Annotated in this window: 12 protein-coding genes and 2 tRNA genes; 2 read left to right on the forward strand and 12 right to left on the reverse strand. The window is 57.1% G+C overall.

The window, feature by feature from the left end; all coding sequences use genetic code 11:
• The coding region (locus ACTQ0H_RS07540) for a hypothetical protein (RefSeq protein WP_441538604.1) at window positions 1-408 on the forward strand (408 nt) is incomplete at its 5' end.
• Window positions 409-481: 73 nt separating this feature from the next.
• Here the strand turns inward: ACTQ0H_RS07540 and ACTQ0H_RS07545 are convergent.
• From ACTQ0H_RS07545 to ACTQ0H_RS07590, 10 genes are all read right to left on the reverse strand, one after another.
• A tRNA-Lys gene (locus tag ACTQ0H_RS07545) sits at window positions 482-557 on the reverse strand.
• A 28-nt stretch (window positions 558-585) separates the two neighbouring features.
• Complete coding sequence (locus tag ACTQ0H_RS07550) at window positions 586-1,866, reverse strand: aminopeptidase (protein ID WP_441538602.1); 1,281 nt, start codon at window positions 1,864-1,866, stop codon at window positions 586-588.
• Between the two features lie 93 nt (window positions 1,867-1,959).
• The gene (locus tag ACTQ0H_RS07555; protein WP_427717870.1) at window positions 1,960-2,535 is read right to left on the reverse strand and encodes a hypothetical protein; all 576 of its coding nucleotides are present in this window, start codon (window positions 2,533-2,535) and stop codon (window positions 1,960-1,962) included.
• Window positions 2,536-3,414: a phosphoribosylaminoimidazolesuccinocarboxamide synthase gene (locus ACTQ0H_RS07560; protein ID WP_154516897.1), complete on the reverse strand. Its 879-nt coding sequence runs from the start codon at window positions 3,412-3,414 to the stop codon at window positions 2,536-2,538.
• Window positions 3,415-3,532: 118 nt separating this feature from the next.
• Window positions 3,533-5,098, reverse strand: a complete 1,566-nt coding sequence (locus ACTQ0H_RS07565; protein WP_154516828.1) for a sensor histidine kinase — start codon at window positions 5,096-5,098, stop codon at window positions 3,533-3,535.
• An 11-nt stretch (window positions 5,099-5,109) separates the two neighbouring features.
• Window positions 5,110-5,832 carry a response regulator transcription factor gene (locus ACTQ0H_RS07570; protein WP_006236208.1) on the reverse strand — a complete coding sequence of 241 codons (723 nt, stop codon included), beginning with the start codon at window positions 5,830-5,832 and terminating at the stop codon, window positions 5,110-5,112.
• A gap of 152 nt (window positions 5,833-5,984) precedes the next feature.
• Window positions 5,985-7,196, reverse strand: coding sequence for a hypothetical protein (locus ACTQ0H_RS07575; protein WP_427748135.1), 1,212 nt, complete (start codon window positions 7,194-7,196; stop codon window positions 5,985-5,987).
• On the reverse strand, window positions 7,196-7,459 hold the full coding sequence (locus tag ACTQ0H_RS07580; RefSeq protein WP_427717875.1) for a TIGR03905 family TSCPD domain-containing protein: 264 nt from the start codon (window positions 7,457-7,459) through the stop codon (window positions 7,196-7,198). Before ACTQ0H_RS07580 ends, ACTQ0H_RS07575 begins: the two co-directional genes overlap by 1 nt.
• A 129-nt stretch (window positions 7,460-7,588) precedes the next feature.
• A complete protein-coding gene (gene purB, locus ACTQ0H_RS07585; RefSeq protein WP_441538600.1) occupies window positions 7,589-8,935 on the reverse strand; it encodes an adenylosuccinate lyase in 1,347 nt (448 codons plus the stop codon).
• A gap of 386 nt (window positions 8,936-9,321) precedes the next feature.
• A tRNA-Gly gene (locus ACTQ0H_RS07590) sits at window positions 9,322-9,396 on the reverse strand.
• A gap of 298 nt (window positions 9,397-9,694) precedes the next feature.
• Between ACTQ0H_RS07590 and ACTQ0H_RS07595 the strand changes: the two genes are divergently transcribed.
• The gene (locus ACTQ0H_RS07595; protein ID WP_441538598.1) at window positions 9,695-13,126 is read left to right on the forward strand and encodes a SpaA isopeptide-forming pilin-related protein; all 3,432 of its coding nucleotides are present in this window, start codon (window positions 9,695-9,697) and stop codon (window positions 13,124-13,126) included.
• Window positions 13,127-13,188: 62 nt separating this feature from the next.
• On the opposite strand, the gene ACTQ0H_RS07600 is transcribed toward ACTQ0H_RS07595, so the two are convergent.
• Window positions 13,189-13,407, reverse strand: coding sequence for a hypothetical protein (locus ACTQ0H_RS07600; protein WP_427729007.1), 219 nt, complete (start codon window positions 13,405-13,407; stop codon window positions 13,189-13,191).
• A 20-nt stretch (window positions 13,408-13,427) separates the two neighbouring features.
• A complete protein-coding gene (locus ACTQ0H_RS07605) occupies window positions 13,428-16,538 on the reverse strand; it encodes a hypothetical protein (protein WP_441538597.1) in 3,111 nt (1,036 codons plus the stop codon).
• Between the last annotated feature and the right edge of the window lie 173 nt (window positions 16,539-16,711).

Here is a 16,711-nt window from a genome sequence, read left to right on the forward strand (position 1 = left end):
CTTGCGAAAAACGAATCCAAGTCAGACCATTTCAAATGGTTCGATGTCTGCCCGGATGCGACACATCTGGTGTGTCCATCCTCGCAGTATCCGGTTCTCAAGGTGCACGCCCTCGCGGTCAATCCGGTCCGACCGGGCCGCGCGGCAAGGAGATATATTGCCAGACCGGAGGGGCCCGCGGGGCGGGAATCCCGCACTCCATATTTTGTTCACAAACGAACCAATCCTTCAGCTGTTCCACTGAAGTCATATCTGAAGCATCGGCTTCCGGTATTGGCGATGACCAGCTGGTTTATAGGTGTTGAGGTATCGGTCATCTCTGGTGCGCTACTTTACTCTAACGGCATCTGGTTTTGGTTTCCTGTCGGTAAAAGGCTGGTTTTGGCCGCCAGGCGTCCTTATATATAGAGAAGATCGGGTTCGAACCCGTGCACCGGCAACAAAAAAGCGGCCGGCATCCGCCAGTCGCTTTTCTATTCTATGGTGGGCCGTCAGGGGTTCGAACCCTGGACCTTGGGATTAAAAGTCCCCTGCTCTGCCAGCTGAGCTAACGGCCCGCGGATGGCATTGTACCACGGTCTAAGACTATTCCCAACTCCATTGGCCGTTCTGGAAAATCACAATTTCACGTCCATCAGGTGTAATGCCCGTAATATCGATGTCGTCCGTGCCAATCATAAAGTCAACGTGCGTGCTCGAAACGTTGACGCCATGCTCCAGAAGTTCCTCTTTGGACATGTCATACCCGCTTTCGATGCACTCGGGAAAACCGACACCCAACGCAAGGTGACAGCTGGCGTTCTCGTCATAGAGTGTGTCGTAGAACAGAATGCCGCTTTCACGAATCGGTGTGTTCTTGGAAATAAGCGCGACCTCGCCCAGATGAGCAGCACCTTCATCGGTTTCAATAATGCTCGCAAGCGTTGCCTTACCCACGCGAGCGTCATAGTCCACTACGCGGCCGTTCTCGAACTTAATCCAAAAATCGTCAACCTTATTGCCGTGGTGAATGAGCGGCATAGCCGAGTACACGATGCCGTCGGCGCGCATACGATCGGGCGAGGTGAAGACCTCCTCGGTGGGAATGTTGGGGAAGAAAGGGTGACCGTCGGGAGTTTTTCCCTTGCCGCCGGCCCACTCATGGCCTTTCGTCATTCCAATCGTCAGATCAGTTCCATTCGAAGCGGTGTAGTGCAGGCAATCAAATTGATTATCGTTTAGGAAGCGCAGGTTCTTTTCGAATGTGGCGTCATGGAGCTCCCAGTCGCTCTCCGGGTCCTGGCCATCAGCACGAGCGGTGTGCAGAATCGCATTCCACAGCTTATAGACTGCAACCTCATCGGCGTCTCCCGGGAATACCTCGCGCGCCCAAGCAGCGACCGGAGCGCCGGCGATGCACCACGGGTTAATGTTGTAGTCCAGTCCACGGCGGAAGACCTTGCACTGCATGTTCCTCGCCTTAGAAGCTGCGGCAGGCTTAGCGGGATCGATACCCTTGAGGGCAGCAGGGTCCGTGCCCTCAATAAAGATAAAGCAGGCTCCGTCCTGGGCAAACGAATCCAGCTGCATGCGCTTCCACTCGGGAGTCTGCTCAAAATAGCTTTTCTCGACATGCTCGTAGGTAAGCCTCGTCACGGCATCGTCAGCCCAGATGACCGTCACGTGACCGGCACCGGCGTCATAAGCCTCCGCAACCACCACGCGCGCAAATGACGCGCACTCGACGGGAGACTGAACGACGACCTCCTGACCGGGCTTAACGTTGACGCCCTTGCGGACAACGAGACGCGCATAATTGTTAATCTTGGGCTCCAGGGACTTCATACCCTCCAGAGCCTCTTCGACCGTCAGGGCAGCTCGAATCATGTGCCACTCCATCTATCTACAGGACAGTAAAAAGGCGCACCGCAAAAAACGACGCGCCTTATATCTTAGCGATATCTATAGGTTGTAACGCTACTACTTCTTCTTGGAGGCCTTCTTGTCCTCTTTGGCAGCCGAGCGCTCGATAATAGCGTTGAGCTTGTTATCGGACATGCCCTCGGCCTGCGCGCGATACATATTACGCAAGGGACGGATGCGCACGAAGTCGTAGATGAAGTCACCCAGAATGACGATGTAGGACAAAACAATGCCGGCCATCTGGACGGGGCTGGACACCATGCCAGCGGGAGCGAAGTACAGCGAAGACCAAATGGCCACGACGAGCACCATGCCGATAGTAAGCACGGCCCACCAGATGCGGCGGCGCTTGGTGTAGTCCTCATCCTGCTTGAGAAGGATACTCGACACCGTGTAGATGCGGTCCTCCTTGGCGCGCCGCTTAGCCTTGCGGGCGCGCTTCTCCTCTTTAGAGAGGCCCTCGAGGCTCTCGCCCTTCTCGAGCTCCTTGCGGCGTGCCTTGGATGATGCCGGCACGACGCGAACAGAACTCGCTGCCTGACGAGCTGGCTTGGCGGATGCGGCGGACTTGCGCGCAACCCCGGTAACCTCGTGGGATTGCGTGCGCTTGTTCGTGGCGCTGCGGGTACTCACTTACGCGTTCTCCTTCATGCTTGTAAACTGGGAGCCCGTGATGATCTGGAAGGCCTCGCGATAGCGCTCGGACGTGCCATCGATGACCTCGGCGGGCAGATGCGGGGTCTCCCCCGTCATATCCCAGTTGGCCTTGAGCCAATTGCGGACGAATTGCTTGTCGTAGCTAGGCTGAATCTTACCCTCCTCGTAGCTGGCGGCAGGCCAGAAACGGCTGGAGTCGGGCGTGAGGCACTCGTCGATCAGCGTGACCTTGCCATCGATGACACCAAACTCAAACTTGGTGTCGGCAATGATGATGCCACGGGTCGCTGCATACTCGGCGGCAGCTTTGTAGATCTTAAGAGACAGATCTCGGATCTGCGTGGCGATGTCCTCGCCAACGATCTCGCAGCAACGCTCAAACGAGATATTCTCGTCGTGATCACCGATCTCGGCCTTCGTGGACGGGGTGAACAGCGGCTCGGGGAGCTTGGAGGCCTCGGTCAGGCCCTCAGGCAGCTGGATGCCGCAGACGGTGCCGTTCTCGTCGTAGGTCTTCTTGCCCGAACCGGTCAGATAGCCGCGGACGATGCACTCGATAGGAATCGTCTGGGCCTTCTTAACCAGCATGGCGCGGCCTGCGAGATAGTCACGATACTCGGCAAACTCCTTGGGGAAATCCGCCGGATCGATGGAGACGAGGTGATTGGGGACGATATCGGCAAACTTGTCGAACCAGAACGCCGAGATACGGTTGAGCACCTCTCCCTTAAACGGAATTTCGTCGGGAAGAATAAAGTCGAACGCAGAAATGCGATCGGTGGCGACCATCAACAGGTTTTCGCCGGCATCGTAGATATCACGAACCTTGCCACGGGAATCCGGACGACGCTCCATCGTTGTCACGTGAGTCACTCCTTACCTAAATACGATAGAAATGCGGGTTCTTTCCCGCACGTTTTCGCAAACTCGGAGCGGCAGGGACGCGGCCCCTCCTTCACCGAATAGCGAAAAGCTAGTGCTCCATTGTAGTAGATGCCGCGTCCGCCGTGTGCTCGCGGGGCAGATGAATCGTAAAAGTCGTACCCTTTCCAAGCTCCGACTCCACGGATATGTAGCCATGGTGACGCTCGACGATCTGTTTAGTTACGGCGAGGCCGACGCCCAGGCCGCCAGCTTCGCGGGCGCGGCTGGCATCGGCGCGCCAAAATCGTCCGAAGATACGCGACAGATCGTCCTTGGCAATACCGATACCGGTATCCGAAACGGCAATACTGACATGCTTGCGGTCACTGAGCACCGACACTACGACCCAACCGCCCTCGGGGGTGTAGCGCATGGCGTTGCTCATGAGGTTGATGACGCATTGCGTGATCATGTCGGGATCGGCCTCGACGACATCGTCGTGCCCCTGGGTTTCATCTGCAAAGCGAAGGCGAAGGTCACGGTCGGCAAACAGACGCTCCTGGCCGTTCACAATCGATCGCACGAACGGAACCATGTCCACCGGTTCGAGATTGAGCGGAGCCGTGCTGTTTTCCATACGCGATAGGTCGAGCATCTGCTGCACCAAACGAGCCAGGCGACGCGTCTCGGAAGCGACCGTCTCCAGATGCTCGTCGTCGGTGGGATACACGCCATCTTGCATGGCCTCGACCGTTGCAAGCATGGCCATGAGCGGTGTACGAAGCTCGTGTGCGACATCCGAGGTCAGGCGCTTTTCGTGCTTCATATCTTTCTCGAGTGAGGTGGCCATCTCGTCAAAGGTCTCACCCAGCTGGTCGATTTCGTCATCGCCGCGCAAGCCCGTACGAGCAGACAGATCGCCGTCGCGAATTTGCTTGGCTGTGCTCGTAATACGATGAATCGGCTTGGTAAGCATGCGCGACACGAGCGATCCGATAACGACCGAGATGCAGATTGCAACAACCGCGGCAAGAGCCATGGCGTTAAAGGTCTTCTCCCTAAACGCAGAATCTGCCTTAGTGAGCAGAGCGTCGGAGCCGATAGCCCATAGCTTTACCTGTCCGACATGCTCGCCAGAGGACGTAACGATTTCGACGTTGGCAACGCTATCGGAGTCGGTGGGCGCTGACGAGACCGGGCTATGCGAGGCCTTTTTACCGCTCGAGCTGCTCGACGGCAATTCGCTCTCGCGCACATCGGCGGTCGCACTTGCCGAAGGCCATGAGTCGTCATAAACGACAACGCCCTTTTTGTTGACGACCTGCATACCCAGGTCGTCGGACACCAAGCTCGATGTCGCGACCGTGCGCAGCTCGCCCGCAGTCCAATTGCCGTTTTCCTCATACGACGTCGCAAGCTTTTCGGCAGCAGAATTGGCGATCTCGACGATATTGGAGCGCGTGTAATCCGAAAAGACGGTGCCCCACACAACGGAGACAACGCCCACCAGCACCAATACCGTCATGAGCGATGTCAGGGCAAAAGCCAAAGCCATACGCGAGGGATAGCTCATCGCCGGCCGTGAATCGGAACGAGGCGTGTTCCAACTTGCCTTGGAACCCGCCTCGTTCTCCTGCTTGTGCTTTTGTCCGATTTCAAAGCGCGCAGGTGTCATATGTGATTTACCTATTTCTCGTCCGACTTATCGGTCTTGGCCGGAGCCTCGAAGCGATAACCGACGCCGTGAACGGTATAGAGCCACTTAGGCTTCTTGGGGTCGTCGCCCAGCTTGGCGCGAAGGTTCTTCACGTGGCTGTCGATGGTGCGCTCGTAGCCCTCAAAGTCGTAGCCGAGCACCTTCTCGACCAGCTCCATACGGTTATAGACGCGACCGGGATGGCGAGCAAGCGTGGTAAGCAGCTTAAACTCGGAAGCGGTCAAATCAACTTCCTTGCCCTCGACCAAGATCTTGTGGCCCGAGATATCGATGACCAGATCGCCAAAGTCGAGTACCTCAACGGCGGGCTCGTCTGCCTGGTGAGCACGACGGAACAGGGCGCGAACGCGGGCGACGAGCTCGCGCGGCGAGAACGGCTTGATCAGGTAGTCGTCGGCACCAAGCTCGAGGCCGATGATGCGATCCTCGATCTCGCCCTTGGCGGTAAGCATGATGATGGGCACATCCGAGGTATCGCGGATAGTGCGGCAAACGCGCTCGCCGGGGATCTTGGGGAGCATAAGGTCGAGCACAACCAGGTCGAACTGGTGCTTCTCGAACTCCTCGATCGCAGACTGGCCATCGCCAACGCCAACAACCCAGTAGCCCTCGCGCTCGAGATAGGCAGCGACAGCGTCACGGATCGCCTTCTCGTCCTCGACCAGCAGAATCTTTTTTGCATCTGAAGCCATAACACGGCCCCCCTGTCTCAATTAGCTAAGAACAAGCCCATTTTAACGCACCTGAGCCCACCGGGCATCGCATGGGCGCGACAGCTCGGCGGGCGGTACTCACGGTTACAATGGGCTTATTCCCCCGTTGGCGCCTTTTTAACCCCTCGGCGCTAAAGAGAGAACAGGCGAGCGGTAACCGTCTCGGGAATTCCTTGGCTATTACGCACCGTGGCATAGGTTAAAAACGTATTCGATTTTCCCGCCGTAGCTGGATAGTCGCCATATTCGAGAGCGCGGTCGGGCGACAGCAGCGAACCATAGGTTTTAGCGGAGGTATCGATCAGAAAATGCGATGCCTGAACCTTAACCAGATATTTGCCCTTCCTGCCGGCGGCGCACGCGAGCGGTTCGCGCGATAGAAATTGATACGGGCCGCCCTCGTTACCAATGTAGGTACCCATATTGCCCAGGCCGCCCACGCCGGCATAGGTCGCCTCAATGGAGAACACAAACGTATCGCCCATATATACGGCCTCGAAAGGTGACACCGACGAAGGAAGGACCAGCTGAGCCCTCTTGGTATTGTTGCCGTCCGTCAGGTCGATCGCCGTCATGCCGTAGTAGACGCCCTCGTCATTGCGCACGCGGGGTGAGATAGTCAGGATGCCATCGCTCACGCGCGGTGCAGACGCAAAGCGGCCTGTCGACTTCCAGATTGCCTCCGCTTTAGATTCATCGAGCGAACGGCGGTAGCAATATGAATCGCTGCCGGTCTTATTGCCACCGGTCGAAGGCATCTTGTACCAGATGACCGACGAGTCAAAGGCGGTAAACAGCGGAGGGTCGTAGTCCTCACCGCCGCGATCAAGCTCAACGGCATTACCAGTAAGCGCCGCGCCCGACAGGGTTTGCGCATAGAGCTTCCACGACGAATTCGCGTAGTTCATCTCAACCCACGCAAACACGCTATCGGTGGCGCGAACGTCGTAAAACGCATAACCGGAACCCTCGACAGGATCGTCAATCAACGTGGTGAGTGAGCCGTCCCCCATGTTGAACACGCCAAGCGTGTTGGCATGCAGCGCAGATGCGGGCGCCATCATCGCCGCAGCGTAACCTCCATCGCAGTAGTACAGCAGCGTCCCCAATGGCAACGTCCACGACGCCGTCGGCTTAAGATCAATGTCGACGGCCTCATACTCTTCGGTAATCGAGACGATCTTGGAATCATCTTTGATAACCTGCGGCTCACCGGCAGCATCATCGCTGGTGCCCGTTTTTTTCGAGCACCCCGCAAGCAGCGTGGCAGCACTCGCGGCAGCACCACCCAACACAAATCCTCGGCGCGTTACCCCATTCTTAACGCGATCAAAAATACTCATTAGGCAATCTCGGCACGCGCGGCCTCGATGGCACGCGTAAGCTGGTCGGCACAGGAGGTCTTTTTCGTGCCGCACGTATTGCCGGCCAACACCTCAATCACACGATCGGAAGAAACACCTTCGACCAATTTAGAGATGGCCTTGAGGTTGCCGTTGCAGCCGCCGGTAAACTCAACGCCCAGTACTTTGCTGCCGTCATCGGAAAGATTGAGGTGAATATTGCGAGTACACACGCCCTGGGGCTTGTAATCAAACGAAATCATGCGATCTCCTTCTCAGAATGTCATTCGAGACGACTATTATCCCCGTCTTTCCATAAATGCAACGAGGCGCTTTACCGGCAACACACATTACCAGCAAAGCGCCCTAAAAAGCTAACGTTATGCCCGAACCTACTCGAAGCTCAGCTGCTCCAGACGATCGAAGACCGTATCGATGCGGGTGAGGAAGTCCCACGGATCAAAGATCTCGTCGAGCTTCTCCTGGCTGACGGTGCAGCGCGGATCGGCCTCGAGGCGCTCCTTGAAGGTGGGGCCGGAAACACAGTCCTGCACCTCATGCCAGGTCGCCATGGCGTTTTCCTGCACGATTGCGTAGGCGTCCTCACGGGTAATGCCCGTATCGACGAGGGCCAGCAGAACCTTGGAGGAGAAGATGAGACCGCGGGTCTTGTTGAGGTTGGCCATCATGCGAGCCGGATACAGCTGGAGGCCATCGATAACGCGGATAAGGCACTGGAACATGTGGTCAAGTGCGATAAAGCTATCGGCCTGGGCGACGCGCTCGGCAGAAGAGTGCGAAATGTCACGCTCATGCCACAGGGCGACGTTGTCGAAGGCGACCTGGGCGTTGGACTTCACGACGCGCGACAGGCCGCAGACCTTCTCCATGGTGATGGGGTTACGCTTGTGCGGCATGGCGGAGCTGCCCTTTTGACCCTTGCGGAACGGCTCCTCGGCCTCGAGTGTATCGGTCTTCTGCAGATTGCGAACCTCGGTAGCGATACGCTCGCAGGTGGCCGCCGTGGTGGCGAGGACGCCAGCGAGGTAGGCATGATGGTCGCGGCTGATAACCTGCGTGGACAGCGGGTCGTGAACCAAACCCAGGTGCTCGCAGACATACTCCTCGACAAACGGCTCGATGGAGCTGTAGGTGCCAACGGCACCCGAGATGGCACCGAAGGCGACGTTCTTGCGAGCGTCCTCAAGGCGATCCAGATCGCGCTTGAGCTCCCAGGCCCAAGAGCCAAACTTCATACCAAAGGTCATAGGCTCGGCGTGGATGCCGTGAGTGCGACCGGCGCAGAGCGTGTTACGCTCCTCGAAAGCGCGACGTTTGCAGATCTCGCCGAGTTTCTTGACGTCCTCGATAATTAGGTCGCAGGCCTGGGTGAGCTGATAGCACAGGGCCGTATCGCCCAAGTCAGAGCTGGTCATGCCATAGTGAACCCAACGGCTGGGTTTAGGCTCGCCCTCGGGAACATCGGCGTCGATATACTCCTTCATATTGGTCAGGAAGGCAATGACGTCATGGCGCGTGACTTCTTCGATCTCGTCGACCTTCGCCTTCTCAAAGTTGGCGTGGTCGCGGATCCACTGAGCTTCTTCTTTAGAAATACCGATCTTGCCGAGCTCCGCCTGGGCCTCGCAGGCCAGAACCTCAATCTCCTGCCAAATGGCGTACTTGTTCTCGAGGGAGAAGATGCGTCCCATCTCCGGGCGGGTATAGCGATCGATCATGGCGGCTCCTTTTTGGTTATTGGCACGTTGGTCGTAACTCAACCATTGTACCGTGCGCAGGTGCAAGTATAGGCAGCAGGTATTAACCTAACATTTTGCCATTTGCCTAACGTTCACACCCTGTCGGGTTCGAGTCCCGGCACTTTATTGAAAAAAGCACGACACCGTGATGGTGCCGTGCTTGTACTTTTAACTGGAGCGGGCAACGGGACATCCGCGCATTTGCTTCGCAAATCCGCACCGGCTTCAGGCGCCTGTCGGCGCCTTCACCTGCTCGCTACAAACGCTTCGCGTTTGCTTAACGCTCACACCCTGTCGGGTTCGAGTCCCGGCGCTTTATTGAAAAAAGCACGACACCGTGATGGTGCCGTGCTTGTACTTTTAACTGGAGCGGGCAACGGGACTCGAACCCGCGAGTGTCAGCTTGGGAAGCTGATGCCTTACCACTTGGCGATGCCCGCATATGTGGGGGATAGTATAACGCGGTTGTCTTGTTTGATACAAGGGCGCTAACCCTTGTTTTACGCATGGAAAATCATCTTCTTGTTGCTCGAATTGCGAAAACAGGGACTCGAGTAACCTGTTTTACACCGTCTTCTACCTGCTCTTTTGTTTGATTATCTAAAACCGGTCTCCATTTGTTGGGAACTTGGCAAGTTCTTGGTCAGCTCGCGGTACTTACCCGTATGACCCCCGGCGCTAATCTCATCCCACGCGCCGCAATCTCCCAGCGCGGCGCACAAAGGATAAGGAGCAGCCATGTCCAATGCACCCACGCACTCTGTCCACAGCGCAATCGCAACAGCACCGCTGCTCCTATTCCTCTTGTTGTTTCTAGCCTGCGCCACGCCTGGTACCGCCTGCGCCGTCGATGGAAACGATACGCTTAGTTTTCGCACCATCAGCGATATGTGCGGACCGTTTGGCATTGGCAAGTACGAGGCACAAGACACCTCGATTTCTTACTGCATGAACCAAGACTGCCCCGGCCCCAGCAGCCCAGGAGGACCCTGGCGGACCTACAATCAGGGTTGGACATGGCTCGACAACGAGTTTGCCGCCGTCATCTGCCATGGATACCCCTCCGCCACATCATTTGGCGGCCATAACCTAACGGCCGAACGCGCCCGCGCCGCAACCCAGATTGCCGTGTGGATGCTCAAAGGAACCACGCGCCCCGATGGCTCTTTTGCGTATACAAACAACGCCGGCGTTGCCAAAAGCGGCAAGTTCGATCAAGACGCCGAGGTTGTCGCGGCGGCGCGCTGGCTCTACGACAACGCAAAAGCCGGAAATATTAAGGCCGACCCGCATCGCGCCAGACGCTATCACGGACCCGTCTCTAACGAAGGCCGGCACCAGGATATGCTCTACGTTTTGCCCACCATCAACGTATCCTTTGAGAAAAGATCTGCAGACACTGTCATTACCAGCGAGAACGATACGTATCAGTTAGGTGGGGCGACGTTTAACATCTTTGAGGAAAACACAGACAAACACGTCGGCAGCATCAAAATGGACGGCAACGGTCGTGCACGGGCAACACTTTTGCCCAACACGGCATACTACCTAATCGAAACCAAAGCGCCGACAGGCTATCTGTCCCGACGCGATCGCATTGCCTTTACCACCGGAAAGAGCGGCGGACATGTCACAATCAACGAGCAGCCAGGTTCTATCACGCTGCGTGTCGTTAAAACCGATGCCGCCACGAATGCCGGAGCGCAGGCGGGAACCTCGCTCGCCAAAGCCGAATTTACCTGTGTCTCGCAATCTACCCCTGGGTGGACGCGTACCTTCACGACCGAAGGCGATGGCCAGGCGACCTTAAGCGGCATTCCCCTGGGAACCTTTACCCTCTACGAATCGAAAGCACCAGAGGGCTACCTGCTCCCCCATGACAGCTGGACCTATACGGTCGGCCCCAATCAACTAAACGACACGGGCGTCGTTGAGCTCGAACGCCGCATCCCCAATACTCATGTTGCGTTTGACCTCGAGATTTCCAAGTTCAAGGATTACGGGAACGGCGAGCAATCGGGATTAGAACAGCCAGCGGAAGGCGTCGTCTTTGAAATCGTCAGCAACAGCTCTAAGCAGGTCGTAGGCACATTGACGACAAATATCTATGGCTTCGCATCCACCAAAGACCAGCCCAAGGCCTGGTTTGGCGCGGGCACACGACCGGACGGCGTCCACGGAGCCATCCCCTACGATCGTGAGGGGTATACCGTTCACGAGGTCCCGGAAACTGTTCCCGCAGGCTTCAAGCGGGCAGAAGATTGGACCATCGCGCCCGAGCAAATCGCCGACGGAGCCAAGCTTCAGTACATAGTGGACAATCACACCCTTTCGACACATCTCCAAATCATCAAACGCGATGCCCAGACGGGAGCTTCCGTCCCCCTTGCCGGCTTTAGTTTTCAGCTGCTCAACAGCAACCGTGAACCCATCTCTCAAACATGCTGGTATCCGACGCACAACGTTATGAACACCTTTACCACCAATGAGACCGGCACCGTCACGTTGCCAGAATCGCTCAAGCCGGGCACATATTACGTACGAGAAGTCGCAGCCAAAGCGCCCTACCTTGTGGGCGACGAACTGAAGGTGACGATTCCTGCCGATGCAGATCTCACACCTATCGCCGCCGTCTCGTATTTCAACAGCGCGGCAACCGGAAGCATCGAGATCGTGAAGGCTGACGCAGTAGACGGCAGTGCCCTATCTGGTGCCAAGTTTGAAATTCGCGCTGCCGACGATATCGTTTGTCCCGATGGCCACATTGCCGCCCTTGCCGGTGAAGCCGTTGCCGCCGTCACAACTGATGAACAGGGTAAAGCTCGCGTAGACAACCTTTCGCTGGGTTGCGGAACGGCACGATACGAAGTCGTTGAAACCCAGTCTCCCGACGGCTATCTACTTGATCGGACAGCACATATCGTTGAGCTTGCTTATATCGACCAGAAGGTCCCCGTGGTCGAGTCGCAGATCGAATTGTCTAATGATTACACCAAGGTCGATTTCTCCAAGGTCGATATGACAGGCAAGCATGAAGTTAAAGGCGCCCGACTGGTCTTATGCGACGCCGATGGAACAGAAATTGATTCTTGGATATCATCCGAGCAGCCCCATCGCGTGGAGCACCTTGAACCCGGTTCTTATACCCTACGCGAAACAATGTCCCCGCGCTCCTATGACCTCGCTGAAGACGTATCCTTTGAAGTCGAGGATACGGGGAAGATCCAGGCCGTAACCATGACGGATACACCGATTGAGATTAAGGGGAGCGTCGACAAGCAACAAGAAATCGCGCGGCCAACCGCAAAGGGAACAGTAGCGAACGGCGACGGTAAAAACCGGGCGGCGACGCAACCCGACAGTAAGGGCTCCTATTCCTACACCATCGACGCTCAAAACGAATCGAGCACCTGGGTCGACGAGTTCACCGTCACCGACGATCTCGAATGTGCCAAAGACGGCACGGCCAAACTTGTCGCCATTAAAACCCCAATCGCCGTCGGCGACTTAAACGGGCTCTGCAATGTTTGGTATCGAACGTCACCGGCAGACAAGTTGGGCATAAAGGAAAAGGCCAACGCCACACTTGACGATGAACACACCAACCCGTGGCTCGAGACAGCCGAGGTCAAAGAGCGGCTGGGCGAGGATGTGCGGATTGTCGATTACGATGGCTGGAGTCTTTGGAAAGCCGATGTCTCGACCACGGAGTCTTCCACCCTCGAAGTAAAGGACCTTACGCTTTCGGACGACGCTGTTATCACGGGGATTCGCTTTGAGTATGGATCGGTTTCCGCAGACTTTACGACCCGGCGCGACAACGATTCTTGGAATCGCAATGGGCTTAAAGACGAGCATGACGACCTTGACGACGCGGCGGCAGCCCTCAAATCGGATTTACACGGAGCAATCATCCGGATGTGTGCAACCTCATCCTATACGCCCCAAACCGCACTCGCCAACAGTGCCCGTGTTGACCTTTGCCGCAACGGAGGAGGCGAAAAACTCGAGTCGCACGATAAAGATCGTGTTGTTCAAAAATGCGCCATTCCGCAGGATCTTCCAAATACGGGCAATGCACCCATCATCTCTTTTCTCACCGCATTATTGACCGCCGGTGGCACAGCAATTTGGCTCACTTGGCTAAGCTCGGCATCAAAAGAGGAGTAGGTAGAAATAACGGGCGAGCCGATATGCCGGCTCGCCCGTTATCTGGCGTATGTAACCAAAGGCTATTCCGTAGACGCAGACCCGCCGTCAACAAGTTCCAGATCGCCATCCGAAATGCCGTCGGCACCCAAACTCTGCTCTTGCTCCACCTCTTCGCTCATCGTGGACCTGGGCGTCGACCCCTTAGCGCCCACGATATATGCGGCCCCCAAACCCATAGCGATGGCGATCAAAAACAGAACCACATAGACGGGCCAATGGCGTTTGATGTATGAAAACACGCTAACTCCTTAGAGGTCCGCTACGAACGGCGGATGACCTCGGTGACAACCTCGGACACCGTAGCGATGTTCGTCGGGTTGACGTTGTACGGCAAATCGTCTTCGGTGCGCGCGCAGGCAAGACGCGGGCCATCGACACCGGCAATTGTGAGGGCGCGACGGCTCGCCTCGAGCGCGGCATAGGCATCGGTCTTGGAATAGGGCATCTCAAACGCGCCACAATCAACGTGGAACGACTTGCACACCTTGCTGACCAGATTCATGATGCGGCGATCACCCTTGAGCAACTGCTGCTCGCCTTCGACCGTCACGACCGAAAGCCTACCGGCTCCAATGGACTCAAGATTGATAAAGAACACACCACGCAGCTTATCGCGATGGGCTTCGAGGAACGCCTTCATACCGGCGCCGTCACAATCCGAGGCACCCGTTGCCACAAACCAGATATCGTGACCAAGCAGCTCGTCATCACCCATGGAGGCAACAGCCGAAAGCATGTCCTCGGCAGAAGCGCCGTCAGAAGAGGTGGCACCGCCCTTCCAGCCGTTATCATCGTCCTCAAAGTTATCCCAAGAGCCGATACCGCGGCCAGACTTCTTGGCATCGTAGTCATCCTCGACGCCCAGCCAGTCGCTCATGCTGTTCTGCTCATTTTTCTTTTTGCGTCCGAACAAGCCGCCCAGACCGCGCTTCTGAGGCTTTGCCTCCTTGGCGACGGGAGCCGAGATGGTTTCGATGGGCTGAGCGCCCGAAGAAACGGGCATGGAGGGGGCAACCGGTGCCGACGTGGGCTCGGGCCCCTGAGCCGTCGCGAAAGGATCGTCGGCCTGAGCCGAGGGGTCGGGAAGATCGAAGAGGGATGTGCGGGATGCGACGTTGGCCTGCTGCATCGAGGGCAGCGACGGATCGGGGACCGAGGCAAGCGGCGAAGAAGAAGGTGTGGGCACCGGAGCAGAAGCGGGATCGGGGATATTCATCTGCGGACGCGGTGCGGCCTTGGACGAAATCTGTGCCATGAGCGAATCAACCGTCTCGACCCGCGCCGATGCGGGGTTGGCAACCGTGGAGCCGGGATCGCTCGGGGCAGGCATGGTAAAGATCTGCGTAGAGTACGGCCTGGACTCATCGGCGTTAGAAATCACCGGTGTCTCTTCTTGCTCAACGACGACCGTCGCTTCGGTTTCAATCTCGTCGGCGGTGTTCGGCTCGGCGTCAACGTTCTCAACCTGCTCGGCATCGAAACTCTCAGCCGGCTCGGCTTCGGGCGCCTCGATCTCATCTGCAGCATCCTGGGACTCATCGGAAACAGAAAGGGGATCGGCGATGGCAGTACCCTGCTTCTCGAACGTTATCGTGGCATCGAACTTCGCGGCATCGAGCGTCTCGGTGGCGTCGATTGGCTGCTGGGCCTCAAAGGACGTCGTAGCCTCGGCGACCTCCGTCGCGGCAGGCTGCTCAGCCTCATGCTGTTCAAATTCCCGCGCCGCACGCTCACGCTCGGCCTCGGCAGCCTGCTGGTGGGCAATAGCCTCCTGCTCTGCCACCTCGCGCGCAGCGGCACGCTTTTCCTCAAGGTCGTCGACAAGTTTTTTACCCTTAGCGAGTGCGCCCTTAAAGAAGCTTGAAGCGCTGGCTCCAATCGAAGAGAACGCAGATGCTATATCGGCATGGGGCGTCGCGACCGGTAGATCGGCCGAAAAATCGGTATCGCTCTCATAGGAAACGCGCTGCGGATACTCATCGTAATCGCTGGCGGAATCGTCGTACACATCCTGAACCACCGGAGCGGGTGCAGCGGTGTCCGGCTCGGGTGCAGGGCTGGGCTCGGGTTCCGTCTCGGGCTCGGTATCGACGACGGGCTCGTCGGCAGGCGCGGCGACAGGTTCAACCGAAGCAGGCGCGGGATCGATCGTCGGCTCCTCGCCCTCTTCGTAATCAAGCGTGCACGACTCGGGAAGCATCCCCAAGGCACGAATGGCATCAGAACCAAAGCGAATATTACCGGCAGCATTGCGATACAGCTTGGGCTCGGGCTCGCTCGGCTCAGCGACAGCGGGCGCCCCAATCGACTCGACGACATCCTCATCCGCGACCGGCTCGGCAGCAACCTCGGCTTCAGCCTGAGCCTCGGGAGCAATGACACCAATCAGGGTTTCGTCAGCTGAGGCACCCTCAAAGCCATCGATCTGCTCGTCAAAAACTTCGCCCTGCTCGGATTCGGGAGCGATCGGCTGGCCAAACTCGTCCTCGTTGTAGGAGGGTTCTTCGTACTCGATCGTGTTGCCGTAGTCGTTTTGCTGCTGGGCAGCGGCATACTCAGCCGCCGCGCGCGCCATCTCCTCGGCACGACGCTTTTGCTCACCAAAATAGTCATCAAACGGAATGTCGTTGGGGAACTCGTTTTCGCCTTGGTAAGGAGCAACGTTATCCATGACACCGAGCATCGCGGCTACAGAAGACTTATTGCAGACCGCACCGGACGTATAGGGAAGAACAAAACGGTTGGCAATGATATTGGCCGCGTTGGCGAGCGCCACAAGAGAGGCGAGGATCGCAACGATCCAAAGCAGAACCTTCAAAGCGCCGGGGAGCGGCAGAATACGCAGAATGGCGACGGCAGCGGGGACAATCGTGGCGACCGGCAGCATCTTGGCGATGAGCGCGCGATACGGCGCATACGGTTCGCGAGCGAGGAGCTCGGCACGCGGAGAATCGTAATGGGCGACAACAACCACCGGACGGTTGCGCGGAGATGCAAGCGGACCTGTGGCCTTGTGATAGGCAATGACATTTTGACTCACGCCCGTCTTGCCCAGGCGAGAAATAACAGGGCGACCGGTACGCTCGAGCACATACAACACAGCACCGACGATGGCCAGCAGAACACCGATTAAGCCGATGCTGCCGCCAATACCCATAAGCAGGGCACCGGCAAAAGACAGAATGCCTGTGACGGCAAATGCCAGCCTGCTGGGTGCAGGAGCGTTAAATTCCTGGACTTCGGGATCAAAGCCATGATTGCGGAAGATCTGGGCGATATCCTCGGCAGCCAAACGCTCTTCTTCGCTGCACGCCGGCGTGATGCCCGTGCCCTGTAGCAGATGATTGATATAGTTCTGGGTGTTCGCCATGTGCGCTCCACATCCATAATCCGACAAATAGGCCCAATGCTTGCACATTAGAACCGTATATAGTCGAAAGTATACCCCGAGCGAACGCAATCGGCCGAATTCTGGGCATCTTAACGCACTGAGCGGACAAGGATATAGCCTAATCTCCATATCGGATTAAAATCATGGCATCA

The sequence above is a fragment of the Collinsella sp. LCP21S3_A3 genome, from assembly GCF_052118905.1.
Taxonomy (GTDB): Bacteria; Actinomycetota; Coriobacteriia; order Coriobacteriales; family Coriobacteriaceae; genus Collinsella.

Coding starts and splice junctions, on each gene's coding strand:
- ACTQ0H_RS07550 (WP_441538602.1), bottom strand. CDS start 1,866: ATGATTCGAGCTGCCCTGACGGTCGAAGAGGCTCTGGAGGGTATGAAG.
- ACTQ0H_RS07560 (WP_154516897.1), bottom strand. CDS start 3,414: ATGGAGCGTCGTCCGGATTCCCGTGGCAAGGTTCGTGATATCTACGAT.
- ACTQ0H_RS07565 (WP_154516828.1), bottom strand. CDS start 5,098: ATGACACCTGCGCGCTTTGAAATCGGACAAAAGCACAAGCAGGAGAAC.
- ACTQ0H_RS07570 (WP_006236208.1), bottom strand. CDS start 5,832: ATGGCTTCAGATGCAAAAAAGATTCTGCTGGTCGAGGACGAGAAGGCG.
- ACTQ0H_RS07575 (WP_427748135.1), bottom strand. CDS start 7,196: ATGAGTATTTTTGATCGCGTTAAGAATGGGGTAACGCGCCGAGGATTT.
- ACTQ0H_RS07580 (WP_427717875.1), bottom strand. CDS start 7,459: ATGATTTCGTTTGATTACAAGCCCCAGGGCGTGTGTACTCGCAATATT.
- purB (WP_441538600.1), bottom strand. CDS start 8,935: ATGATCGATCGCTATACCCGCCCGGAGATGGGACGCATCTTCTCCCTC.
- ACTQ0H_RS07595 (WP_441538598.1), top strand. CDS start 9,695: ATGTCCAATGCACCCACGCACTCTGTCCACAGCGCAATCGCAACAGCA.
- ACTQ0H_RS07605 (WP_441538597.1), bottom strand. CDS start 16,538: ATGGCGAACACCCAGAACTATATCAATCATCTGCTACAGGGCACGGGC.